The 23,199-nt window shown below is 68.7% G+C and carries 21 protein-coding genes; 13 read left to right on the top strand and 8 right to left on the bottom strand.

Features of this window, described 5'->3' with window-relative positions; translation table 11 throughout:
• Positions 1-71: 71 nt before the first annotated feature.
• Positions 72-599 (top strand): Fis family transcriptional regulator, encoded by a 528-nt coding sequence (locus tag CWT10_RS05820; protein WP_103061888.1) that lies wholly within the window; start codon positions 72-74, stop codon positions 597-599.
• 39 nt (positions 600-638) lie between these two features.
• Here the strand turns inward: CWT10_RS05820 and CWT10_RS05815 are convergent, their stop codons facing one another.
• Positions 639-857 carry a helix-turn-helix domain-containing protein gene (locus CWT10_RS05815; protein ID WP_103061887.1) on the bottom strand — a complete coding sequence of 73 codons (219 nt, stop codon included), beginning with the start codon at positions 855-857 and terminating at the stop codon, positions 639-641.
• 111 nt (positions 858-968) lie between these two features.
• Here CWT10_RS05815 and CWT10_RS05810 point away from each other — a divergent pair, with 111 nt between their 5' ends.
• The 4 genes from CWT10_RS05810 to CWT10_RS17315 all read left to right on the top strand — a co-directional run bounded on the left by CWT10_RS05810 (position 969) and on the right by CWT10_RS17315 (position 5,016).
• Positions 969-1,643 carry a hypothetical protein gene (locus CWT10_RS05810; protein ID WP_233187998.1) on the top strand — a complete coding sequence of 225 codons (675 nt, stop codon included), beginning with the start codon at positions 969-971 and terminating at the stop codon, positions 1,641-1,643.
• A gap of 1 nt (position 1,644) precedes the next feature.
• Positions 1,645-3,345, top strand: a complete 1,701-nt coding sequence (locus tag CWT10_RS05805; protein WP_233187997.1) for a CpaE/TadZ family protein — start codon at positions 1,645-1,647, stop codon at positions 3,343-3,345.
• Between the two features lie 222 nt (positions 3,346-3,567).
• Entirely contained in the window at positions 3,568-4,317 is a 750-nt protein-coding gene (locus tag CWT10_RS05800) for a LysM peptidoglycan-binding domain-containing protein (protein ID WP_103061886.1), read from the top strand.
• A 33-nt stretch (positions 4,318-4,350) separates the two neighbouring features.
• A complete protein-coding gene (locus CWT10_RS17315) occupies positions 4,351-5,016 on the top strand; it encodes an Rv3235 family protein (RefSeq protein ID WP_233187996.1) in 666 nt (221 codons plus the stop codon).
• An 83-nt stretch (positions 5,017-5,099) separates the two neighbouring features.
• On the opposite strand, the gene secA is transcribed toward CWT10_RS17315, so the two are convergent.
• Positions 5,100-7,967 (bottom strand): preprotein translocase subunit SecA, encoded by a 2,868-nt coding sequence (secA, locus tag CWT10_RS05790; protein ID WP_128683313.1) that lies wholly within the window; start codon positions 7,965-7,967, stop codon positions 5,100-5,102.
• Between the two features lie 286 nt (positions 7,968-8,253).
• On the opposite strand from secA, the gene CWT10_RS05785 reads away from it, so the two are divergent.
• Both CWT10_RS05785 and hpf read left to right on the top strand, forming a co-directional pair.
• The gene (locus tag CWT10_RS05785) at positions 8,254-9,135 is read left to right on the top strand and encodes a ComF family protein (protein ID WP_103063616.1); all 882 of its coding nucleotides are present in this window, start codon (positions 8,254-8,256) and stop codon (positions 9,133-9,135) included.
• 179 nt (positions 9,136-9,314) lie between these two features.
• Entirely contained in the window at positions 9,315-9,965 is a 651-nt protein-coding gene (gene hpf / locus CWT10_RS05780) for a ribosome hibernation-promoting factor, HPF/YfiA family (RefSeq protein WP_103063617.1), read from the top strand.
• 108 nt (positions 9,966-10,073) lie between these two features.
• Here hpf and CWT10_RS05775 read toward each other — a convergent pair whose 3' ends face one another.
• From CWT10_RS05775 to mtrA, 3 genes are all read right to left on the bottom strand, one after another.
• The gene (locus CWT10_RS05775) at positions 10,074-11,834 is read right to left on the bottom strand and encodes an LpqB family beta-propeller domain-containing protein (protein ID WP_244936780.1); all 1,761 of its coding nucleotides are present in this window, start codon (positions 11,832-11,834) and stop codon (positions 10,074-10,076) included.
• A complete protein-coding gene (mtrB, locus tag CWT10_RS05770; RefSeq protein ID WP_233188225.1) occupies positions 11,831-13,675 on the bottom strand; it encodes an MtrAB system histidine kinase MtrB in 1,845 nt (614 codons plus the stop codon). The genes CWT10_RS05775 and mtrB overlap by 4 nt, the downstream gene beginning before the upstream one ends.
• 106 nt (positions 13,676-13,781) lie before the next feature.
• The gene (gene mtrA, locus CWT10_RS05765) at positions 13,782-14,465 is read right to left on the bottom strand and encodes an MtrAB system response regulator MtrA (protein ID WP_103063619.1); all 684 of its coding nucleotides are present in this window, start codon (positions 14,463-14,465) and stop codon (positions 13,782-13,784) included.
• 163 nt (positions 14,466-14,628) lie between these two features.
• Here mtrA and CWT10_RS05760 point away from each other — a divergent pair, with 163 nt between their 5' ends.
• The 5 genes from CWT10_RS05760 (at position 14,629) to CWT10_RS05740 (ending at position 20,331) form a co-directional block, all read left to right on the top strand.
• Entirely contained in the window at positions 14,629-15,837 is a 1,209-nt protein-coding gene (locus CWT10_RS05760; RefSeq protein WP_103063620.1) for a DUF7847 domain-containing protein, read from the top strand.
• Between the two features lie 61 nt (positions 15,838-15,898).
• Positions 15,899-16,600 (top strand): DUF4129 domain-containing protein, encoded by a 702-nt coding sequence (locus tag CWT10_RS05755; RefSeq protein WP_103063649.1) that lies wholly within the window; start codon positions 15,899-15,901, stop codon positions 16,598-16,600.
• Positions 16,597-17,802 carry a DUF4350 domain-containing protein gene (locus CWT10_RS05750; protein WP_233188226.1) on the top strand — a complete coding sequence of 402 codons (1,206 nt, stop codon included), beginning with the start codon at positions 16,597-16,599 and terminating at the stop codon, positions 17,800-17,802. Before CWT10_RS05755 ends, CWT10_RS05750 begins: the two co-directional genes overlap by 4 nt.
• A complete protein-coding gene (locus CWT10_RS05745) occupies positions 17,799-18,953 on the top strand; it encodes an AAA family ATPase (RefSeq protein WP_233188227.1) in 1,155 nt (384 codons plus the stop codon). Before CWT10_RS05750 ends, CWT10_RS05745 begins: the two co-directional genes overlap by 4 nt.
• 85 nt (positions 18,954-19,038) lie before the next feature.
• Positions 19,039-20,331 (top strand): DUF58 domain-containing protein, encoded by a 1,293-nt coding sequence (locus CWT10_RS05740; RefSeq protein WP_103063622.1) that lies wholly within the window; start codon positions 19,039-19,041, stop codon positions 20,329-20,331.
• A gap of 23 nt (positions 20,332-20,354) precedes the next feature.
• Here the strand turns inward: CWT10_RS05740 and CWT10_RS05735 are convergent, their stop codons facing one another.
• Entirely contained in the window at positions 20,355-21,350 is a 996-nt protein-coding gene (locus tag CWT10_RS05735; protein ID WP_103063623.1) for a stage II sporulation protein M, read from the bottom strand.
• Between the two features lie 14 nt (positions 21,351-21,364).
• On the opposite strand from CWT10_RS05735, the gene CWT10_RS05730 reads away from it, so the two are divergent.
• Positions 21,365-22,231, top strand: a complete 867-nt coding sequence (locus CWT10_RS05730) for an RDD family protein (protein WP_103063624.1) — start codon at positions 21,365-21,367, stop codon at positions 22,229-22,231.
• On the opposite strand, the gene CWT10_RS05725 is transcribed toward CWT10_RS05730, so the two are convergent.
• Positions 22,228-22,665 carry a DUF3499 domain-containing protein gene (locus CWT10_RS05725; protein WP_128683309.1) on the bottom strand — a complete coding sequence of 146 codons (438 nt, stop codon included), beginning with the start codon at positions 22,663-22,665 and terminating at the stop codon, positions 22,228-22,230. The two genes, CWT10_RS05730 and CWT10_RS05725, sit on opposite strands and share 4 nt — an antisense overlap.
• A gap of 88 nt (positions 22,666-22,753) precedes the next feature.
• Positions 22,754-23,197 (bottom strand): metallopeptidase family protein, encoded by a 444-nt coding sequence (locus tag CWT10_RS05720; RefSeq protein WP_332881195.1) that lies wholly within the window; start codon positions 23,195-23,197, stop codon positions 22,754-22,756.
• Positions 23,198-23,199 lie beyond the last annotated feature (2 nt).

The raw sequence follows: 23,199 nt of genomic DNA, 5'->3' as shown, positions 1-23,199 counted from the left end.
ACATCCCAGTGCTATCAGCTCTGTAGGTCGATGCCCTTGGCTCCGCGGCGTCAATGTGATGTGCTGCGGGTATGAACTGGGACAGCCTCCTAGCCGATCTGGAAAGCCGTTTCGATGCTGAGCGGCGCGCCGACATCACCGCCGAGGCCGCCGACCTCGCCGAGGCCGAGATCGCCGACCTGCATCTAGCAGACCGATTGCGCGGTGCCAGTGGCCGCACCGTACACCTGCGCACCCGCGGCGGCGCTGCCGTGGACGGAGTCGTGCTGCGCGCCGAGGAATCCTTCGTGCTGATCGGCGAGGGGGAGGGAATCCAGTCACTGGTTCCGCTACCCGCGATCACCTTGGCATCACCCCTGCCGGGCCCCGCACCGGCTCCCGTCGGAGGCCGGCGTCCGAGTATCCAAGCCGCATTGCGGGAACTGGCCCGCGCCGGAACGCGCGTGCGCGTGATCTTCGCCGCGCAGGAGGTCACGGGGCGGCTGTCTCGGGTGGGAGCCGACTACATCGACGTTGTCCGCGACGGCATCACCCCCGGACACGCCGCCGGAGCATTCACAATTGCGCTGCCTACGATTGAGGTGGTCCGCAGCAGGTGACGGCGTGCCGCCGTCACCAAGCATCCAGACACCCGTACGCTACGGCGCCTTGGCGGACCCGGAGGCCACCATCTCCCGGGTGGCGGCAAGCTGCCGCTCAACGTACTCGTCGAAGGCGCTCTCCGGCACCCGCCACAGGTGGCGCGCCCCGACCTGGATAGCCGGAAGCTCCCCGGATTGAATCAAGGATCTCACCCCCTGAGCGGACAGCTGGAGGTGCTCGGCTACTTCAGCGATGGTCAAAAACTTGTCCGGCATGGAACCATGATCTCACCATCTTGCCCTCTGCGCCATAGTCGAACATACTTGTGGATAACCAACGATGCTCTCAGAGCATCCAAAGCCCTGATCGTGCTCTAGGAGGATGCCGTGAGCTCAGCGCAACGAAGCGCTCCCAGCCCCGCCGACGCCCAGCCCCGTCGCCCGCCGCGCAGGCGCCTGCGCCGCCCCGGATGGAGGGATCCACGTCTCGCCGGCGGGTTGGTGCTGATCGGGGCGTCCGTGGCACTGGGCTCCTGGGCCGTCAGCGCCGCCGCCCAGACCGAACAGCTATATGTGCTCACACAAGACGTCGCCCCCGGAACCGATTTAACCGCAGACGGGGTCCTGTCGCTGATCGACGCCCATCCCGGAACTGCCGCCTACGTGGCGGCCGGCGACCTTTCCGATGACGCGGTCGCCACTCGTTCCCTACACGCGGGCGAGCTGCTGCCGGCCGGAGCAGTCGGCAGCGCTTCAGATCTAGAGTTGCGGGCGGTGGTGCTTGATGTCGCCTCCGGCCTGCCCGCAGCCGCGGGCGCCGGAGACGTAGTAGACCTGTGGCAGTTGCCCGCCACCCAGGCCACGGCCCAGGACGCGGGTTCCGCCGAAGTGGTGGCCCAGGGGCTGCTTATCTCCTCCGTGGGGCAAACCGGCAGCAGCCTCATTGGCGGCACCAATGTGCAGGTCGAAGTGCTGGTCCCGCAGGATGCGGTGGCTAAGGTGCTCACCGCCGTGGGCGCAGCCGGTCCGCTCGTACTCGTGCCCACCGGCCAGGGACAGTGACATGATGGACGGCCACGGCACCCCGGCCGCACCGGTTCCGCGCGGCGTGCTGTTAGCACTGGACGATGACGCCGGAATCCTGCGCGCCATCAACGCGCCCGGCTCGGGAATGACGGTGGTGCGACGCTGTGCGGACACAACCGAACTGCTCAGCGCCGCCCTCGCCGGTCTGGGAGGACTGGCAGTTGTGGGCACGGACTTCGACGAGCTCGACCGCACCGTGATCGACCGTCTGAGCCGGGCCGGCGTAACCGGACTCTTACTGGCCCCCGACGCCGACCGCGAGCGCTGGTCGGGGGTCGGCTGGCCGGTGGAGTCCTACGCCACCCCTCCTGCCGAGGTGTGCGCCCGGCTGCAGGCGATCGGCCGCGGCAGGACCACTCCACCGGAAGCGCCCGCACCCGCCGCCCCGCTCGCATCCGGCCAGGTCTCGCAGGAGGAGGTGGACCTGTGGGAGGAGTTCGAAGCGGCAGCAGCGCCACATACACCGTCTTACTCACCGCTGCCGGATCAGGCCGCCGTGAATGCTGAGACCGCATCCGCACGCGGCGCACTGGTGGTCGTCTGGGGGCCACAGGGCGCGCCGGGACGCTCCACCCTCGCCGCCGCACTGGCCGCCGGACTCGCCGACGAAACGATCTTGGTCGATGCCGACGTCGAGGCCCCCAGTCTAACTCAGCTGCTCGGTCTGCCCGAGGACTCCTCCGCCCTGGCCACGGCGGCGCGGCTGGCCTCTCGGGGACGCCTGGATGCCGAGGTCCTGGATCGCATACTGGTCCCGGTCAGCGACGGCTGCAGGCTGTTGACCGGTCTGGGCCGGCCCGGCCGCTGGCGTGAGCTGCCGCCCGCGGCGATGCCGGAAGTGTGGGAACGGTGCCGATTCTCAGCCCCCTGGACGGTCGTGGACGTCGCCGGAGGGCAGGTCGACGACGCCATTGATGACTTCACCTTAGAGCCTGGACGCGGCGCCGTGACGGCGGAGCTGTTACGAAGCGCGGACGTGGTGGTGATCGTCGGCGCCGGCGATCCGATTGGGGTGCGCCGGCTGCTGCAACTCATTGACGACCTGGATGATGATATACGGCCCTCCGGACGCGTGGAGGTGGTCGTCAACCGGGTGCGCGCAGCGGCAGCCGGCCCGGCTCCGCAGCGGGCGGTGCGCCAGGCGCTGGCCCGTTTCGGCGGCGTGGAGGAAGTCACCGTACTGCCCGATGACGCGCAGACGGCGGACCGGTGTCTGATGGAGGGGCGTTCCGTGCTCGAGGCTGCCCCGGCCTCACCGCTCGGGAAGGCGATGGCGGAGCTGGTCGACCGGATCGACCCGCATTCAGGTGCTGTGGCCCGCGCGGGACTAGCCTCTCGGGGCGCCCTCATACGCGCCATCGCGGCTTTGATGCGTTCGCGTCGGACACGGCCTCCCGCCAAAACCGAAACGGCGGCCGATGATGGCGGCGCAGCGAACACCAGACACCACGGCACGGCCCGCGTAACCGGTTCGGCCGACGGCGGCGATATGAGGGCCGCTGCCATCGGGGCCCCAACCCCGGCGCCTCCACCGCCTCCCCAGGCGCATCCCGCCGTCGTCTCGGAGCGTGGCACCACCGCTTTGGAGGCCGCCCCCACCGCGCTGACGAGCGGTGGGGGCGAACGTACCGATCAGGACTCTCCCCGGCGGCGCAGAAACGGACGCCACCGGGCTTGACCGGACGCATCGCTCGGGGTCCGCATAGCAGCATCCGGCGTGGCCGCACGGCAGTGGCTGCGGTCATTTGCGCCCGGGCATCGATTACGGCCCGGGGAAGACGGCTGAGCTCAGGCCCGCACCCCTTGCCACCCGCCGCGACAAACAACCCCCTTGACACGACTAACATTATCGACCATGATCTAACATCATTAAAGATGATCAACGGTGATGGAGAGATACATGAGCTTGCCGACAGCACCTTCCCTAGCTGCGGGAGCGCTGCAACGCCGCCTGGCACTGGCCGCCGTGGGCCTGGTCTGCGCGATCCTGTTCCCGCTGCTGGCCACCACAGCGGTCCACAGCGCCCACCGTCTGTTGGAGCTGCCGCCCACCTGGTGGGGAACCGCCCAACTCACCGCGGCCATCACCGGCGTTGCCTGCACGGCCGGCGCCGCGGGCGCCCTATGGCATATAGCCTCCGTTATCCTGGCCCTGGTGGCCTCAAGGGACACCGCACAGTCAACCGCTCCCGACACCCGCCCCGCCCCCGGCGCCCGAACCGCCCGAAGGCTACTGCACCAATGGGGCGCTCCCCTGGTACGACGGATTGCCGCGGGCGCCGTCGTCGCCGGCATAACCGCCGGTCCGGCGCTGGCCGCCCCAAATACCAGCACCGACGACCTGGGCTGGCATTCCACCGTGACCGCAACCGCCGACTCAGAGGCCTCCAGTCATTCACCGGCTGACACGGCACCGGAGCAGGAAGCGGACAGTGCCCATGCGACCCCCTCCCATCGCGTCGCCGCTGGCGAGTCCCTGTGGTCCATCACCGCCGGCGAGCTGGGAGCGGACGCGTCACCGGCGGACATCGCCTCCGCCTGGCCACAGCTGTATCGCGCCAATGCCGAAGCGATCGGCACCGATCCCGGACTCATATATCCCGACACGCTCCTGACCGTGCCCGAATTCATAGACGAGTCCGACGCATAAGCGCCCACCCCGCCTGACCGCAGGAGGAGTTCCATGTCAGCCACAGCCGTTACCGCCCAGCCGTCCCGCAGCGCAACGTCGGCGCCCACCGAACCCGACCGGCGCTCGGAGTCCCGGCCCGCCCGTTCCCGGCGACGCACCGGGCCTACGCCGCCCTCCGGCCCAATCCCTACCCGGCGCCAGGCCACAGGCTCCACCGCGGGCGCGGTCGAGCACCGCCCAAGTGTGGACGGCGCGCAAAGACCGCGGCAGTGGGACCGGATGTCCTTCCGTCCCGCCCTGCGCAAGGCCGACGGACGTGTCAGGGACCTTGCGCGCCCTGACGACCTCACATCAGGTTCCTCCGCCACCGGTGCGCAGCGCACTGCGGCCATGCCGGATCCCGCACGCTTCGCCGCAGTGGTGGTGACCGCCGCCGCGGAGGTGCTGTCCGGTCAGCGGCGGGCCGACAACCTCGCCCGGTGGACCACGCCGGAGCTGTTCGCGGCGCTAGCGCGACGGGCGGGGCTGGCCCGGCGGCTCCTCGGCCAGGCGCCCGCCACCCGGCCGCGCCCGCGCTCCGTACACGCCCAGCAGCCCGATAACGGCTGCTGTGAGGTCACGATCCTGCTCGATGACGGCGACCGCGTTCGGGCCGCGGCCGCCCGCCTGGAGGCATTCCGGGGCCGCTGGCTACTGGCCGCACTGGAGATCGCCTGAAACCGCTGCGTAAACGCCACTAAGCCGATGGACTCCGATCCGGCGTCCTGGCGGTTCTCGCGGAGGGGCGCACCCGCTGGCCGCTACCTACGGCGCTTCTTAGCGGCCGCTCTGCGTTGCTTACGGTTGCCGCCGGCCCCGGCCGCGGCACCCGCCCCGGCGCCGGAAACCGCCGTTTTGGCGCCGCCCCGTCCCCCGACCGCGGGAGCCGAAGTGGCGGTGGCGGTGCCGTCCTCGGAGGGCGCCGTGTAGGTGATGCGCTGACTCATCGGCTCCTGGCCGGTGGTGCCCAGGACGCTACCGCCCGCGCCGCGGCCGCGGGCACCGGCCCGGCCGCCCGCCTTGGCCTCAGAGCCCGCGCTCTCTTCACCGGCGGCGGCCCGCGCCTCCTGCTCGGCGGCGGCACGGGCCGCGGCGGCGTCGAAACGGGCGGCGTTGGCGAAGACCTGTTCAACGGTCTCCTCCCGGATCCCCTCCATCATCGCCTTGAACATGTGCGCGCCCTCATTGGCGTACTCCACCAACGGGTCGCGCTGGGCCATGGCGCGCAGACCGATACCCTCCTTGAGATAGTCCATCTCATACAGGTGTTCGCGCCAGCGCTTGTCCACTACGGCCAGCAGTACGCGCCGTTCCAGGGTGCGCATGGGCTCTTCCCCCAGCTGGGCACGGGCGATCGGATTGTCGCCCAGGCGCCTCTCGGCATCCTCGTAGGCGACGGCGGCGTCATCACTGAGCTCCTCTGTGAGCCGCTCGGTGGACAGCAGGTCGCGGCCGCCGACATCCTCGATCAGGTCCTCCTGGGTCAGGCTGATCGGGTAGAGATGGGCCAGGTCGTTCCACAGGGCGTCCAGGTCCCACTCATCCGGGCGGCCCTCCTGGGTGCGCGAGGCCACGATGGTGCCGACCGCCTGGGCGCGGAAGCCAGCCAGCTGCGGCTCCAGGTCCTCCCCGTCCAGGACGCGGCGGCGCTCGGAATAGACCTTCTCGCGCTGCTCGGTCATGACGTCGTCGTACTTCAGAACGTTCTTGCGGATCTCGTAGTTGCGCGACTCCACCTGCCGCTGGGCGGAGGCGATGGCACGGGTGACCATCTTCGACTCGATCGGCACGTCGTCGGGGTAGGCGCCGGAGTTCATGATGCGCTGCGCCGCACCGGAGGCGAACATGCGCATCAGGTCGTCTTCCATGGACAGGTAGAAGCGGGACTCACCCGGGTCTCCCTGACGGCCGGAGCGTCCGCGCAGCTGGTTGTCGATGCGGCGGGACTCGTGCCGCTCGGTGCCCAGTACGTACAGGCCGCCCAGTTCGACCACCTCATCATGCTCGGCGGCGCAGGCCTCCTGGGCCGCGGCGAGCGCCTTGGGCCAGGCCTTCTCGTACTCCTCGGCGTTCTCCTCCGGATCCAGTCCCGCCTCCTTCAGGGCGGACACGGCGATGTGCTCGGCGTTACCGCCGAGCATGATGTCGGTGCCACGGCCGGCCATATTGGTGGCCACGGTGACGGCACCCTTGCGGCCCGCCAGGGCGACGACGGCGGCCTCGCGGGCGTGCTGCTTGGCGTTGAGCACCTCGTGCGGAATGCCCCGTTCTTTCAGTAGTCGTGAGAGCTGCTCGGACTTTTCCACACTGGTGGTGCCCACCAGGACCGGCTGGCCGGTCGCGTGGCGTTCGACGATGTCATCGACCACGGCGGCGAGCTTGGCGGCCACATTCGTGTAGACCAGGTCCGGCTGATCCTGGCGGATCATCGGCTTGTTGGTGGGGATGGGTACCACGCCGATGCCGTAGGTGCCAGCGAACTCGGCGGCCTCGGTCTCAGCGGTGCCGGTCATGCCTGAGCGGGAACCCTCTGGGTACAGGCGGAAGTAATTCTGCAGGGTGATGGTGGCCAGGGTCTGGTTCTCGGCCTTGATGTCCACCCGCTCCTTGGCCTCAATGGCCTGATGCATGCCCTCGTTGTAGCGCCGCCCGGGCAGGACGCGGCCGGTGTGCTCGTCAACAATGAGCACCTCACCGTCACGCACGATGTAGTCCTTGTCCAGGTGGAACAGCTCCTTGGCCTTGATGGCGTTGTTCAGAAAGCCGATCAGGGGCGTGTTCTCGGACTCGTAGAGGTTGTCTATGCCCAGGTAGTCCTCCACCCGCTCGATGCCGGGGGCGAGCACACCGACAGTGCGCTTCTTCTCATCGACCTCATAGTCGCGTCCGGCGCGCAGCCGCTGGGCGAGCTTGGCGAACTCCTTGTACCACTTGTTGACATCACCGGTGGCGGGGCCGGAGATGATCAACGGCGTGCGGGCCTCATCAATCAAGATGGAGTCGACCTCGTCGACGATCACGAAGGCATGCCCGCGCTGGACCAGGTCCTCCGGGCGCTGAGCCATATTGTCACGCAGATAGTCGAAGCCGAACTCGTTGTTGGTGCCGTAGGTGATGTCGCACTGGTACTGCTTGCGCCGTTCGGCGGGCCTCTGGGTGGCCAGCACGCAGCCGGTGGTCAGCCCCAGGAAACGGTGGACGCGGCCCATCAGATCGGACTGGTACTCGGCCAGGTAGTCGTTGACGGTGACCACGTGTACGCCCTTACCGGTCAGGGCCCGCAGATAGGAGGGCATGGTAGCCACCAGGGTCTTGCCCTCACCGGTCTTCATCTCCGCGATATTGCCCCGGTGCAGGGCGGCGCCGCCCATGATCTGCACATGGTAGGGACGCTGTCCCAGCACGCGGTCGGCCGCCTCCACCACCGTGGCGAAGGCCTCCGGCAAGAGTTCGTCGAGGGTCTCCCCGTCGGTGTAGCGCTGCTTCAGTTCCGCAGTCTGCTCGCGCAGCTCAACATCGGTGAACTCCTTGTAGTCCTCGGCGAGGGCCTCGACCTGGGTGGCGAGGGCGTCAAGCCTCTTGAGGGTGCGCCCCTCACCGATACGAAGGATCCGATCGACGATCGACACGCTGATTTCTCCCCTGGTAGCTGATGGGGTCTCGCCGTGGTGCGGCGGCCGTGGCCGGCGGGACCCATGCCCGACTGTCCGGGCGCGAACGCCTCTCATGGTATGCCATCGGCCCGGTGCCGCCCGGTGGCATGGTGCACTATCGCTGACCGCAAAGGTTTTGGAACCGCTCAAGGCCGCCCACCGTGATCCACAACCCCGGTTCGGAGCAGTCCCCGGCGCCCGCCTGTGGATCTTGGCCTCACCGATCGCCCAGGAACCATGCCGACGGCGCACACTGGCGTACATGCTTCACCATCCGCTCTCCATGCTCACCGAGGCGGCCCGCGTGGGTCTGCCGACCGCCTGCGCCGGCTGCGGCCGGTGGGACGTGACCCTATGCGAGGACTGTGCAGCTCTGCTGACCGCGCCGCCGCACCGGGTAGAGCACGCCGATGCTGCCGCAGGACTGCCCGTTTGGGCTTTGGCCGCCTACACCGGGCCGGTGCGATCCCTGGTGCTGAGATGGAAGAACGGATTGCGGGAGGATCTGGGAGCGGTGATGTCCACTGCAGGGGAGCGGGCCGGGAGGTGGCTCAGCGATTGTCTGAGCGCCGAGGTGTTGGCGGCGGCAAGCGACGCAACCCTGCTGGTGATTCCAGCTCCTTCGGGACTGCGCCGCCGGCTGAGCGGAAGGCTGGTGGCGGCCGAACTGGCTGACGCCGTCGCCCGAGGCCTTGCCGCGGCCTGGTCCGATGCGCATCCGGCGGCAGTACACAAGCCGGCAGTGGTGGCCAGCGCGGACGTGCTGCGGCGCCGCCTCGGTGCGGGCGCAGCGCATCAGGCCGGTCGCTCCGCCGCCCAACGGCGCGCCAACCGCTCGGTGCCGCCGCGGCTGATGGCTTCGGTGCGCGGCCAGAGCGTCTTGCTGGTGGATGACGTGGTCACCACCGGGGCGACGCTGGGCGCCTGCGCGCGGGCCCTGACAGGGGCGGGGGCGGTTGTCGGGGGCGCCCTGGTGGTGGCGGCCACCCCGCCGCCGTCCCGGGCTCGTCCGCCCCAACTCCCCGGCGGCCCCTCCCCCTCACTCACCGAGGTCGGTCGAAATAACCACCGAGGTCGGTCGATGTGGCGACGTTACCCGCCACGATGCGGTGCGGCGGACGTGGCGGCTCAGGAAATGGTGTAGGTTTGTGTCGTAACGCACATGACAGCGCGGCGGCCAGGGCAGGCTCCGCGCCCCGGTTTTCGCCGGCAGCACAGGAGGAGGTGGCTGACCACTCCGAAGCTCGCCGCGAGGTGCGGCGGGTGTTTCCCCTAGCCCGATCCCCTCACAAGGATCACCCGGACTGAGAAAGAGGTTCCACCATGGACATTACCGTCGTCGGCCGCAACGCGGAGATCAGCTCCCGTCTGCGGGACTACGTCGAGGAGAAGGCCACCAAGGTCGAGCAGTTCGACCCGCGTGTTCAACGCGTCGAGGTCGAGATCACCCACGAGCGCAACCCGCGTCAGGCGGACACCGCCGAGCGCGCGGAGATCACCGTGATCTCCAAGGGCCCGGTGATCCGGGCCGAGGCCAGCTCCTCCGACCGCTTCGCCGCCTTCGACATCGCCATGGGGAAGTTGACCGAGCGCCTGCGCCGGGCGCGGGACCGGAAGAAGAACCACCGCCGCCACATCATCGAGATCCCCGAGCCGACACCGCAGGTCGCCGCCGAGGAGCCCCAGGTGCTGCCAACCGATGACCTGCCCATTGAGGACTCGCCCGCAGCCCCGACCGAGCCGGGAGTGGCGGTGGAGTCCCAGTTGGGTGACTCTCCGGTGGTGGTACGCCAGAAGCTCCACGAGGCGGTGCCGATGACCGTGGACGAGGCCCTCTACCAGATGGAACTGGTCGGCCACCCCTTCTACCTGTTCATTGAGAAGTCCACCATGCAGCCCTGCGCCGTCTACCACCGACACGGGTGGACCTACGGCGTCATCCGCCTGAACGCCCGGGTCAACACCGGCGACTGACCAACGGAACCTCCTGTCCGTCGCTCCGCGTGCACTCGTGCACGCGGAGCGACTGGCGTCAGGGGACAACGGACGGGACTCCCGGAGCCAGCGGCCCCTCCCTCCCGGTCAGGCGAGCGGATAGGCGATGTCGGTCACGTCGGTTGCGCTAACGCGCCAGGCGGCACCACTGTGCTGCCAGATTCGACCGGCGGAGTCGGTGAGTTGCACGGTGCCGGTGGCACGGTCGGCGGTCAGCGCCACCGCGGCCGGAGAAGTAATGTCGGTGGCCAGCGGGCCGCCGACGGCCAGGCACTCCACACCCGAGGCAGCCGCCTTGTCCTGTCCCGCTGCGGCTGGCGGCAGCACCGCAATGCTCACCGGGTCGTACCAGACGACCGCATCCGTCCGGGCCCCGACGGCGGCCGGCAGCTCCAAGGGATCACCCAGGCCGGTCGGGGCGTTTCCGTCACGGATAACCGCGGCCACGCTCACCCGCTCCCCGGCGCCTCCGGAGCGGTGACGCACCACTATGCGGGCGGACTCGGCGGACAGGTCAAAGGCCAGCACCTCCCGACCGTTGAGCCAGGGAGCATTGAGGGCGGCGCGTCGCCCCCGGCCGTCGACCGCCAGCAGCGCGCCACCGGTGGCGGTCCAAACCCAACCGTGGCGATCGGCGATGGGGGGCAGCAGGCTTTGAGCGTCCTCATCATCGTCGGCCTCCCCGACCGACAAAATGACGTCTGCCACACCGGCGCCCGGAAGCACCCGCAGCAGGCTGGACCGTTTCAGAGCGTATACGGCGCCATCGGAACCCAGCGCAGGGTGCGAGACGGGATCGACGCCCAGCGTCTGCGCCGTCACCAGCGTGGTGCGCGTGGAAGTTGTGCCTTGAACGACCGCGCCCGCACACATGCCGACCACCGCGCCGGGTTCGGCCGCAACCGCGGGCAGCGCGGCCGCAGCACCGAGATCGCGCCCATCGGCGCGCACGGTAACCCCCTGCACCTGACCGGCGCCGTCATCGACCGCGCCCGCCAGGGTGGCGCGGATCTGGGCTACCAGCAGCCCCGCCTGTTCCGGGTCCGATGAACCGGTGTCCGCCAGACCGGTCAGATCTACGCTCGCAGCACCGTCCTCTACGACGACGCCGTCGTCCCCGATCCCGGCACCCTGGGGAACCGCCGTAGTCACGCCCGCAGCCAGCCAGGTAGACGGTCCACCCAGCAGCGCTTCGATCAGGCGTCGAGGCAACTCGTGGCGCGGCAACCAACGTAGCTCCGGGACCAGACGGGAGCGGTCGGGAGTCAGGAAGTACAGGGGCGCGGCCGCGAAATCGGCGGTCAGGTCACCGTCGGACAGGAGCATGCCGCCGGGCAGTTCGGCAATGCGCCACTGGCCTGCATCATCGGTCGCCAGCACGTATTGGCAGACGTGGTCGACCTCGACCTCGTCCGTGAATGCTCCCGCGGGGCCGACGGCGCCGATCAGGTCAACCGTCACGCTCACCTGGTTGTCCATCAGGGCGATGACCGGTGCCGTCGTGCCGTCGTAGACCTTCACCGTGGCGGTAGGTTGCCAGGAGGCGGAGGCGGTGTCGGTCAGGAAGGCACGGGCCGTGGAGAAGTCGTCAAAGAACCCGGCGGCGCAGGCACGCAGAAAGCCGGTGATGATCTCCTCCGGGGCGGCACCGTCGGCGGGACCGGCCGCGGTCTGTACCAGCTGAAGGTCGGAGCCGCCCACTGCTCCGGACTCGCTGACCTCTCCCGAGGTTGGCAGCGCGGTGCAGGCTGCGAGCGCTCCAGCGCCGCCCAGCATCAGGGCGGTCAGCGCCCGCCGCCGAGGAAGTTCCCCTGCGCGGAGATTTCGGCCGCGGTCGGTCTCCTTCACCGGTGTCCGTCCTCCTGCCGTGAGCGCCCCGACACATCTTCGGGGGTGTGTGCGGTCGGCATCTGCCCCGCGCCTGGTGCGGACAGGCGCCCGGACGGCACCGACTCGCCTGGGGCGGGGCCGGCCATATCACTGGCAGCGCCGTCCTGACCAAGCACCTCGCCGCGGTCGACGTCGGAACGCCGGGACGCCGGTGACGGGGTGAGCGGCGGGGGCACGGCCTGTTCGCCTTCGCTTTCCACGGTGCGCGCACCGACGCGAGACACGGGCGGGGCGTCGTCGGGGACCACGTTCAAAGGGCCGGGCTTGGTGAAAGTTCCGGCGGTGGCTCCGGGACCGAGGCGGCGCGGCAGAGTGAGCAAGAAGGAAGCGCCGTCGGCCGGCCATCCCCAAGCCGTGAGTGTGCCGCCGTGCAGTACAGCATCCTCCAGGGAGATGGAAAGTCCCAGCCCGGTCCCGCCCAAGGTGCGTTTCCGGGAGGGATCGGCGCGGTAGAAGCGGTCGAAGACCTTCTTGACCACGTCCGGGCTCATTCCCACCCCGTGGTCGCGCACGCGCACCGCCACGGCGTCGGCTCCTGCGGCGACGGTGATGTCAATGGGTGAGCCCTCGGCGTGCTCAAGGGCATTAACGATCAGGTTGCGCAAAATGCGCTCGACCCGGGCCACATCCACCTCCGCAACAACGGGTGTGTCGGGAACATGCAGACGGATCTGGGAGCCGGAGGCCTCCACGTGGACGGCGACCAAATCGAGCACGCTGCGCAGAGTGGAGGTGATATCCGCCTCGGCGGCGCGCAGCTGCACCCTGCCGGAGTCGATGCGAGAGATCTCCAGCAGGTCAGACAACATCTGCTCGAAGCGGTCGATCTCCCGTATGAGTATCTCCAGGCTACGGGCGGCAAAGGGATCGTGGATCTCCTCACGGGCCTGCCAGATCTGCTCGGCGGCCAGCCGAATGGAGGCCAGCGGTGTACGCAACTCGTGAGAGACGTCGGAGACGAACAGCTTCTCCACCTTCGACAAGTTCTCCCACGCCTGGATCTGCGCCTCCAGCGAATCGGCCATATTGTTGAAGGAGCGGGAAAGCGTGGCGATCTCATTCTCACCCGACACCGGCAGCCGCTCGTTGAGATGCCCGGCGGCCAGCCGCTGGGCGGCCAGCGAGGCGCGGCGGATGGGCATCAGCACGCGTGAGGTCAACGCCCACAGGCCGATAATGAGCATCAGCAGGAAGCCGGCACCGGCAATGATGATCGCCCGGGTGGCCAGGTCGATCACATGCTGTTCTGGAGCCAGGGTGTAAACCAGGAACAGGTCGTATTTCCCGGCCAGCGGCAGGTTGACGCGCGAACCGACGACCAGTCCCGGCTCGATGCCATCATCGTCGGGGATGCCCACAGACTGGGAGTACTGGGCGCCGAGCCGTCCAGCCCCCAGCTGCGCGACCAGCTCGTCGGTGACCAGCGCGGCCAGATCGGCGTCGGTGGCGAGGTCATTGATGACGGTGGTGGAGGTCTCGTCCTCGGCCCGCCGCAGGGACACGCCCACACCACCGGCGCCGGCGAAGGAGTCATTGATGGTGGACAGTTGCGCCTGCGCGGCAATGGTCAGATCATCGGTCGTCTCGACCACGGCCGTGTCGAATGCGGCCTGGGCGGCAGTTGTGCGCTGGTGGGCGTCACCGAGTATGGCCGCACGCCGTTCGGTGAAGACGTCGTTGCGGATAGTGACGGTTACCGCCACGAGCAGAATCGCAATGAGCACCACGCCCGCAACGGTGGCGAATAGCACCATGGAGGTCCCCAACGAACGGCGTGCCGCCTGCAGTGGAGACGGCACGCCGTGACGCCCCGCATGCCGACCAGGACCTTGAACGTCCATGGTCAGCGCCCTACGGGACCGAGGGGGCAAGGGAGGGCGAGATCAGTTGCCGGCACTCCCACGGTCACTTGCCGTCGCCGGCGCGGTAGCCGACGCCGCGCACGGTGACCACGATGCTGGGGTGCTCGGGGTCCTTCTCGATCTTGGCACGCAGGCGCTGCACGTGAACGTTCACCAGTCGGGTGTCAGCGGCGTGCTGATAGCCCCAGACCTGCTCCAGCAGCTCCTCGCGGGTGAACACCTTCCAAGGGGTGCGAGCGAGAGTGACCAGCAGATCGAACTCCAGAGGCGTAAGGTTAATCACGGTGTCACCGCGGTGCACCTGGTGACCGGACACATCGATGTCCAGATCCCCGGCCCGCACATGCTCGGCACCATTGGCGTCGGTGTTGCGGCGCAGACGGGTGCGTACGCGGGCGAGAAGTTCCTTTGACTTGAAAGGCTTGGTGACGTAGTCGTCCGCGCCGGCCTCGAGCCCGGCGACGACGTCCTGTGTGTCGGTACGTGCCGTGAGCATGATGATCGGAACATCGGACTCGGCGCGAATAAGCTTGCAGATCTCCACGCCATCGAGTCCCGGGAGCATCAAGTCCAATAGGACCAAATCCGGATCCGTCTCGTGGAAGGCTTCGAGTGCCTTCGCACCGTCGGCGCAGAAGGACGGAGTGTAGTCCTCCGCCTCCAGCATGATGCCGATCATCTCGGCCAGGGCAGTATCATCGTCAACGACCAGAATGCGAGTGCGCATGACGCCTATCTTGACACGTACGCCAGGCACACATGGACCCCACACGCCTCACCGTGACGTTCATCATACAATATTTAGGGTCTCCTAAACACTTCCTCCGCCACCTGTTTTCTCATCCTCGCGGGGGAGAACGACGACTTCACCGGTATGAAACAGTTGACCCATGAGCAGCGAGAACACCGGATGGCAGCCCCCCTCGGACGGCGATCTTCCCGGCCACACACCCACCCCTGGAGGTGGCGCCAACCCATCACCGCCTACTTTCGGCCTACAGGCAGAACCGGTCCAGGGCGCCACCTCCGGCCCTCAGTACGGTCAGTACGCCCAACAGGCCGGCGCCAACCCCATGGGACCGGCAGGCTTCTTCGCAGCTCCCAAGCCCGGCATCATCCCGCTGCGACCACTGAGCATCACCGAGATCATCGGCGGCGCCTTCGAATCCCTGCGCGCCAACCCGCGAGCCATGTTCCTGCCGGCCCTGTTGGTGATGGGCGCAGCCGGCCTGCTTTCCGCCGTACTGACCTACGTCACAATGAACTCCTTGTTCAGGCAGATCGAGTCCTTGGTCGAATACGACCCGTATGACTCCTCGGCGTCCGAAATTGACATCTTCAGAGGCATGTTCTCCCTGTTCAGCGGTGTGCTCGGCACCTCCGTGGTGAGCCAGGTGATCACCTTCCTCGCCACCACAATCCTGACCGGCCTGCTGATCGTGACGGTATCCCGGTCGGTTCTGGGCCGCATAGCCACCCCCGCGGAGGTGTGGGAGCGCACCCGGCCGCGCCTGCTGGCCCTGATCGGCCAGTCCATCTTGATCAACGTGATCAGCGCCTTGGGGGCCTTACTGGTCATCGGCGCCGGAGCCGTGCTCGTCGGCGGACTTTTCTACGCCACCAATGCCGGTGACGGATCCGGGAACGGCCTGGCGCTGTTCGCGCTGCTGACTCTGCTGCTGGCGATCGCCTCCGTTATCGCCACACTCTTCCTGTACGTACGCCTGTCCGTGTCAGGGGCAGCACTGATCCTGGAGAACGTCGGCGTGTGGGAGGGCATACGTCGTTCCTGGCAGTTGACGCGCGGCAACTTCTGGCGTGTTCTAGGCACGCTTTTGCTGACGTACCTGATCGTTAGTGTCATCTCCTCCATCCTCGGCGGCATCGTCGGCTTCATCAGCGGCACCGGTACCTTCTTGGCGGGCCCCGGGGCCTCGGCTCTGCTGGTGGCCGTGTCCGCCTTCATCGGTGGTCTGCTAGAGGCGGCAATCAGGCCGTTCTCCTCCGCTGCGACCGCCCTGATTTACATCGACCTGCGCATGCGCCAGGAGGGCCTTGACGTCGAGCTGCGCCGTTCAGCCGGAGCATCGGTGGTCTAAAGGAATAGTTAGGAGCACCAGCCAGATGAGGAAATCGGACTGATAGCGCATGCTGACCGTCATGACCCCGCCAGCGTCGCCTCCCGTCGCCGTTCACCACCTGTCCGCGCGCATTGTGAGCGCGGCTCCCGCTGAAGTTCCGGCCACTCCCGACGCCGATTCGGCCCGCCGCGCCGCCGCCGAGGAGCTGGCCAAGCCCGAGTACCGACAGACCACCAGCCTATGGGACCGGATATGGCAGTGGCTGAGCGAGCACCTTGACCTACGCGCCGCCGTGCCCGGAGCACCGCCGTGGCTGTCCGTGCTGCTGGTGATCGTGCTGGTGATCGCCCTGCTGGCCGCGCTGGTGCTGCTGTTCACTCGCGTCACTTGGGCGCGTCGTGCGTCCCGCTCCGACGCCGCACTGTTCGAGGACGACCGCGACGCCGCCGCCCTGGCCCGGGCCGCGGACGCCGCCGCCGCAACGGGCGACTGGGCGACTGCCGTGGTGGAGCGCTTTCGGGCGATTGTGCGTTCCTTGGACGAACGCGGCGCCATTGAGGACTACCCCGGCATGACCGCACACGAGGCGGCTCGGCTCGCCTCCCAACCGCTGGGTGAGCTCTCCGGCCACATGGATCAGGCCGCCCGCCTGTTCGACGCCGTGCGTTACGGGCAGGTCAAACCGACTTCAGCCCAGGACGCCTGGATGCGCGACTTCGCCGAACAGGTTTCCCGCGCCGCCCTCGCCCCGGCGCCACGGGCCGAGCAGGTGCTCGCATGAGCGCCGCCCCGGCTATGACGCCGACTTCCGGTGAATCCGCCCGACACGACGACTCCGGAGACCAGGTGGTCGGCGCTCGGCTGAGCGACCGGCTGCGCCGGTGGCGCCCCTTCCTGGCCGCCGCAGCGCTGCTCGTACTCGTCGCCCTGGCCACCTTGTTGACCAGCCCCCGGACATCGAAAGTCCCCTACGCCATCGACAACCCCCATGATGACGGCGCCCGTGCACTGGCCGAGCTGCTGCGCGATGAGGGCGTGGACGTCACCAACGTGGAGTCGACCGACGCGGCCCTGAATGCCGCCGTGGACGGCGCCACCGTGGTCGTGCTCAACGCCGGCCAACTGAGTTTCTCCGAACGCTGGCAACTGGCCCAGGTGGGTCAAAACGTAGTGGTGCTCGGAGCCCTGTACCAGAATCTGAGCGGTCTGACGGAAGTGACCTCCAAAGGCAGCTCCGCGGACGAGGGCACAACCCTCAAGCCGGAGTGCTCGGATCCCGACGCCGTGGCTGCGCAGACCCTGGCGGGATCCACCGGATCCGTCGACCTGGAGTATGTCGAAGATGCCGTCGGTTGCTTCCCGGTCGGCCAGAACACCTACGCCTATGCCACCGCCGACCTGGACGGAGGCGGCACACTACGGGTGATCGCCGATCCGCGTATCGTCACCAATGCCAAGCTCACCACCGCCGGCAACGCCTCCTTGGCCATCCGCGCCCTGGGGCACAACGAGCGTGTGGTCTGGCTCGACGCCTCCCGGCTGGGCCTGGTCACAACCGTCTGGGAAAGCCCTCTGCGGCCGCCCTGGCTACCGGTGCTGATGCTGCTCGGCGTGATCGTCGCAGTAGCGTTGGCGTTTGTACGCGGCCGCCGCTTCGGTCGGCTCGTATCCGAGGACCTGCCGGTTGTGGTGCACGCCACCGAGACCGCCGTGGGACGGGGGCGCCTGTACCGCCGTGCCGGGGACCGCGCCCGTGCCGCCCAGGCACTGCGGGCGGGTACCGCTCTGCGACTCGGACGCGCCCTGGGACTGCCCGCCGCCGCCTCCCGCGAGGAACTGCTGCAAGCCACTGAACGGGCGGGCGGCAGGCCGACCACCCAGATAGACCATGCCCTTTACGGGCCCACCCCCGCCAACGACCAGGACCTGGCGGACCTGGCCGTGCACCTGGAACAGATCGAGAGCGAGGTCCACCAACGATGACCACTCCCCCAAGCCCTCAAGTCGACCCGACCCGCCGGGTAGACGAGCGCGATGTGCCCACCACGGCACTGCCAACAGGCAGCGCCCACAACTACGGCGTCGCCCCAGCCGCCCAGGAGGACGCCCAGGGCACGGAACCGGCTGCGGCCGCCGCGCACGCCCCAGCCCCGGCGGACACGGCGTCGACAGCATCCGTGAGTGCCACGGACCCGCGCTCACGCCTGGTCTCCGTGCGCTCCGAAGTCGCCAAGGCGGTGGTGGGGCAGGATCCCGCGGTCACCGGGCTGGTGATCGCCATGCTCGCCGGCGGACATGTGCTGCTGGAAGGCGTGCCCGGGGTGGCCAAGACGCTGCTGGTGCGAGCCCTGGCCACATCCCTGGACGTCGATACCAAGCGCCTGCAGTTCACGCCCGACCTGATGCCCGGAGATGTGACCGGCTCGTTGATCTACGACGCGCGCACCGCCGAGTTCTCCTTCCGTGAGGGCCCGGTTTTCACCAACCTGCTACTGGCGGATGAGATCAACCGCACCCCGCCCAAGACCCAGGCCGCCCTCCTGGAGGCTATGGAGGAGCACCAGGTGTCGGTGGACGGCACCCCGCGCGCCCTGCCAGACCCGTTCATGGTGGTTGCCACCCAGAACCCGGTCGAATACGAGGGCACCTATCCTCTGCCGGAAGCACAACTGGACCGCTTCCTGCTCAAGCTCATCCTTCCCCTGCCCGAACGCGGTGAGGAGATCGAGGTTCTGTCCCGCCACTCCACCGGTTTCAACCCCCGGGATCTGCCGGAGGCAGGCCTACACGCCGTCGCCTCCCCGGCCGATCTGGCCACCGCTCGCGAGCAGGTTCGGACCGTCGACGCCTCGCCGGAGGTGCTCGCCTACATAATCGACCTGGTACGGGCCACCCGTACCTCACCCTCGGTGTCGTTGGGCGTGTCTCCCCGCGGGGCGACGGCACTGCTGGCGACCGCCAAGGCTTGGGCGTGGCTGTCGGGCCGCGGCTTCGTGACTCCCGACGACGTCAAGGCGCTGGCCCTACCTACCTTGCGTCACCGTATCCAGCTGCGGGCCGAGGCTGAGCTTGAGGGAGTGTCCACCGAATCCGTTATCAACGGCGCCCTGCGTCAGGTGCCGGTGCCCCGCTGACCGGGATGAGTCGCCGTGCCCGCGGGCCCAGCCTGACCCTGCCCTCGACACCCGATCATCCAACCGCTGCTGAGAGGAGGCACCCGTGTACCTGACGATGCGCACCGTCTGGCTGCTCGCCGCCGGCGCCGTGTTCGTACTGCTTCAACCCAGACCGGCCACGGCACTGGCATGGACGGCTCTGGTGGCGCTGCTGGTGACCGTCGACGTGGTCGCGGCACCCTCGCCGCGAGGCCTGCGCGCCACCCGGGCAGTGGCCCGATCCGTGCGCCTGGGCGAGACGACCACCGACACCGTGACCCTGACCAACACCACCGGCCGCGCGATGTCCCTACGGGTCCGCGATGCCTGGCCGCCATCGGCCGGAGCCTCGGGAGAGCGGCGAGAACTGAACATTCCCGCCGGCAGGCGCAGTCGGATGCGTACGTCCCTGACGCCCACCCGCCGTGGGGATCGCACAGCCGACCTGGTCACGGTGCGGGTACGCGGCCCGTTGGGCCTGGCCGGGCGGCAGGCCTCGTTGACGGTGCCAGCTCGCCTGCGGGTGCTGCCCCGATTCTCCTCCCGCCGTCACCTTCCCAGCCGATTGGCTCGGCTCCGGGAGATGGACGGTCGCAGTGCCGTCATGGTCAGGGGCGCCGGAACCGAGTTCGATTCCCTGCGCGAATACGTAGTCGGTGATGACGTGCGCTCCATCGACTGGCGTTCCACGGCCCGGCGTGGTGATGTGGTGGTGCGCACCTGGCGGCCGGAACGGGACCGACGCGTGCTGATCCTGGTTGACACCGGACGGATGGCGGCGGCCCGACTCGACGACGCCCCGCGCCTGGACGCCCAGATCGAGGCGACGCTGCTGATGGCGGCGCTAGCCTCACGTGCCGGCGACCGGGTTGACGCCGTTGCCCTGGATGTGGAGACCCGGGCGCAGGTGCGAGGCGTTTCCGGGCCCGCCCTGCTGGGCGCCCTGGCGGATGCCTTCGCCCCGCTGCAGCCGGCGCTGGTGGAGACCGACTGGACGCTGGTGGCGGCAACCGTGGAGGCCTCCTTGTCACAGCATGCCTTCGTGGTTGTGCTCACCGGCCTGGACGGGTCGGGGACGAATACGGCCATGCTGCGGGCGTTGGCGACCATGGCGCGCAAGCACACGGTGGTGGTGGCATCGGCCACCGATCCCGGTCTGGAGCGCCTGCGTTCGCGGCGCGACGACGCCGAATCGGTCTACACGGCGGCCGCAGCCGAACGAGACCTGGTGGAGCTCGACGCGGTGCGCACGCGTCTGCGCCGCGCCGGGGTGGAGGTGGTGGAGGCCGGGCCGGGTGCACTGCCCCCCGCGCTCGCGGACACCTACCTGGCTCTCAAGGCCGCAGGGAGGCTCTAATGATGGGGAGCCAACCAAGCGGTTCAGCCGACCTCCTCCTGGATGGCGCCGGCATCTTCGGTGTCCAGATCGCCGGTGTGTCCGGCCAGGACGGCACGGCGGCCGGGCAGCAGCGTGTAAGCCCAGAACACCGCCAGGGCCAGCAGTCCGATCAGTGCTTTGAGCGGCCAGGGCAGCGCGGACGGGGTGACGAAGGCCTCGATGAACCCGCAGACCGCCAGTGCCGCCGTCAAACCGACCGCGACGGTGATCAGGGAGCGTCCCTCGGCTGCCAGAGCCACGCCCCGCGATCTGGGACCCGGCACGAGGATCGTCCAGAACAGCTTCAGTCCGGCGGCACCGGCCACGAATACGCAGGTCAGCTCCAACAGCCCATGCGGGGTGATCAGGGCGAAGAACTGCCCAAGCAGGTCGTGATCGGCCATGATGGCGCCCGCCCGCCCAAGATTCGCGGCGTTGACGTACAACAGGTAGGCGGGAAGGACCCCGGTGATGCCGCCGGCCACGCACACCGCGGCCAGGCGCGCATTATTTGTCCATACGAAGCCGGCGAAGTCACGCGCCGAGTACTGGGAGTAGTAGGCCTCGAAGGACTCCTCCGCGTAGGTGTCGAGTTGGCTCTGGGTGCCCAGAGCGCTCATCGCTTCCGGAGAACGCAAAATCCACACGCCCACGATCAGCGCGATGGCTATCTCCACAACTGTCACCGCCAGCGTCCACCAGCGCAGCCGATACAGTGCCGCAGGAACGGACTGGAGCCAGAAACGACGTACATCGCTTGCGCGTGCCTCGCGCGCGCCGGTGATGCGGCCGCGAGCGGAGGCGATGCGGGTAGACAGCTGTGCCAACAGAACCGGATCGGGCGCACCGGTGCGAATGCGCGAGAAGTGGCCTGCCGCGGCCCGGTAAAGGGTCACCAGTTCATCCGCCTCGGCGCCGGTAAGGCGACGTCGGGCCGTGAGCTGTCCCAGGCGGTCCCACTGATCACGGTGCGCGGCTACATAGGCATCAATGTCCACGAGGGGAGTCTGTCATGACCAACGGGGATGCCGCCTCATCCGAGCGAATGATGACGCCGGATCTGATGGTTACCGGGGAGGCGGTGGCATTGGAGGTGCTGCCAGCCTCCCCCGGCTCCCGGATCCTGGCGGGGTTCATCGACTACGCCCTATACAGCGCGGGACTGGTCGCTACGATAATCACCGGCTTCACGATCGGCGAAAGCATCTTCCCCGACCCCTCCGAGGCCCTGGTGCTGGCACTGGTGTCGCTGGTGTTCCTGGGGTGGGTTGTGGGGGCGCCTCTGGCCGTAGAGGTGCTCACCCGGGGGCGTTCAGCCGGGCGAATGGTGACTGGTTCGCGCATTGTGCGCGACGACGGCGGTGCGGTGCGTTTGCGCCACAGCCTGGTGCGGGCGTTGGTGGGAGTCGTTGAGATCTGGCTGCTCGCGGGCACACCGGCCATGGCTGCCTGTGTAGTCACCCGCCGCGGCAAGCGCCTGGGTGACCTGCTCGCCGGCACCTATGCCGTACGCGACCGCAACGGCGCTTCCGACGCACCACCGATTCTCATGCCGCCCGAGCTGGCCGGTTGGGCGGCCGCTGCCGACCTGCGTGCCCTGCCGGGGCATCTGGCTCTGGTCGCCCGCACCTTCTTGCAGCGCGCCTCAACGATGCAGCCGCAGGCGCGGGTCCGTTTGGCCATGCAGTTAGCAGCGCAGGCCGAACCCTATGTGGCTCCGCCACCGCCCCCGCACACGCACCCGGAGCGTTTCCTCGCGGCGATTCTGGCGGCGCGGCGGGATCGCGAGTTCATGCTGGAGCTGCGGGACCGCCGGCTGGAGGACCGGGCCAGGGACGCCCTGGGGTCGCAGCCGCATCAGGTGCATCCGCCCGCCTAGTCCTCGTCCTTGTCTCCCCGCAGTACACGCAGGTGTCCGCGACGGGTGATCTCACCGTCCCCCAGACCGGTCAGATGATCGGGCAGGGGCTCGGTCAATGAGGTCGGCAGCAGCCCGGCGGGACGACCCGCATGCTCGGCGGGCTGCGGCCTGGGGCGGGGCGTCCGCGAGGCCTCGCGGACGGCGTCGGCCAGGGCGGTCAGGTCGTCCTCCGACGGCGGGGCCGGCTGGAAGTCGGTGGCGAGTCTGATCACTTGCCAGCCGCGCGGAGCCGTGAAGGACTCTACATGTTTCTCGCACAGGTCGTAGGCCTCGGGCTGCGCCTGAGTTGCCAGCGGTCCCAGCACGATCGTGGAGTCGGCGTACACGCTCGTCAAGGTGGCAACCGCCGGATTCTCGCACCCGGGCCGGCGGCAGTGTCGGACTCTTCTCACGCCCGCAGGCTACCGCGCGGCGAGCCGGACCGGTGGGAGCCGCGGCCATGTGCCGGGGTGCTTCCAAGCACGCGGCCGGGACCGCAGATCACAGATCGGGGTCGATCTCCTCCGGGCGGCGCCCGAGCATGAGCGCCACCTGCTCCACCATCACGCGTCGAACGAGTTCGGCCAGCTCGGCATTGCCACGGGCCCGGGAGGCGATGGGCCGCCGATACAGGACTATGCGCGTGGCCAGCCCGGCGCGAGGCTCGGCGGCGAATCCCCGTCCGAGAACCACGCCGGCCTCCCAAGGCGCAGGATCCGAAGGCGGCACCTCCTCCACCGCGAACTGCATCTGAGCGATCTCCGGATGGCGGCGGGCCAGGTCATCGGCAGCATCGATGATCATGGCGTCGAAGCGTTCGGCACGAGTGTGCCAGGCCGGCAGATTGGGCGGCAGCAGGGGACCCCGCAGCCCCCTGCCGTGCCGGTCACGTCGACGGGGCGAGGCGGGGATGCGCGCAGGATGCGGATTGGGCGGCCGATGCACAT

This window comes from Actinomyces qiguomingii, assembly GCF_004102025.1.
Taxonomy (GTDB): Bacteria; Actinomycetota; Actinomycetes; order Actinomycetales; family Actinomycetaceae; genus Actinomyces; species Actinomyces qiguomingii.
Note: the sequence above shows the minus strand (reverse complement) of the source record. Positions and strands in the feature narration are given on the sequence as shown.

Excerpts from the sequence above, each read along its gene's own strand:
- CWT10_RS05820 (WP_103061888.1), top strand. The coding sequence starts at position 72 with ATGAACTGGGACAGCCTCCTAGCCGATCTGGAAAGCCGTTTCGATGCT.
- mtrA (WP_103063619.1), bottom strand. The coding sequence starts at position 14,465 with ATGCGCACTCGCATTCTGGTCGTTGACGATGATACTGCCCTGGCCGAG.
- CWT10_RS05785 (WP_103063616.1), top strand. The coding sequence starts at position 8,254 with ATGCTTCACCATCCGCTCTCCATGCTCACCGAGGCGGCCCGCGTGGGT.
- CWT10_RS05745 (WP_233188227.1), top strand. The coding sequence starts at position 17,799 with ATGACCACTCCCCCAAGCCCTCAAGTCGACCCGACCCGCCGGGTAGAC.
- CWT10_RS05755 (WP_103063649.1), top strand. The coding sequence starts at position 15,899 with ATGACCCCGCCAGCGTCGCCTCCCGTCGCCGTTCACCACCTGTCCGCG.
- CWT10_RS05815 (WP_103061887.1), bottom strand. The coding sequence starts at position 857 with ATGCCGGACAAGTTTTTGACCATCGCTGAAGTAGCCGAGCACCTCCAG.
- CWT10_RS05750 (WP_233188226.1), top strand. The coding sequence starts at position 16,597 with ATGAGCGCCGCCCCGGCTATGACGCCGACTTCCGGTGAATCCGCCCGA.
- CWT10_RS05760 (WP_103063620.1), top strand. The coding sequence starts at position 14,629 with ATGAGCAGCGAGAACACCGGATGGCAGCCCCCCTCGGACGGCGATCTT.
- CWT10_RS05800 (WP_103061886.1), top strand. The coding sequence starts at position 3,568 with ATGAGCTTGCCGACAGCACCTTCCCTAGCTGCGGGAGCGCTGCAACGC.
- hpf (WP_103063617.1), top strand. The coding sequence starts at position 9,315 with ATGGACATTACCGTCGTCGGCCGCAACGCGGAGATCAGCTCCCGTCTG.
- CWT10_RS05805 (WP_233187997.1), top strand. The coding sequence starts at position 1,645 with ATGATGGACGGCCACGGCACCCCGGCCGCACCGGTTCCGCGCGGCGTG.
- CWT10_RS17315 (WP_233187996.1), top strand. The coding sequence starts at position 4,351 with ATGTCAGCCACAGCCGTTACCGCCCAGCCGTCCCGCAGCGCAACGTCG.
- CWT10_RS05730 (WP_103063624.1), top strand. The coding sequence starts at position 21,365 with ATGACCAACGGGGATGCCGCCTCATCCGAGCGAATGATGACGCCGGAT.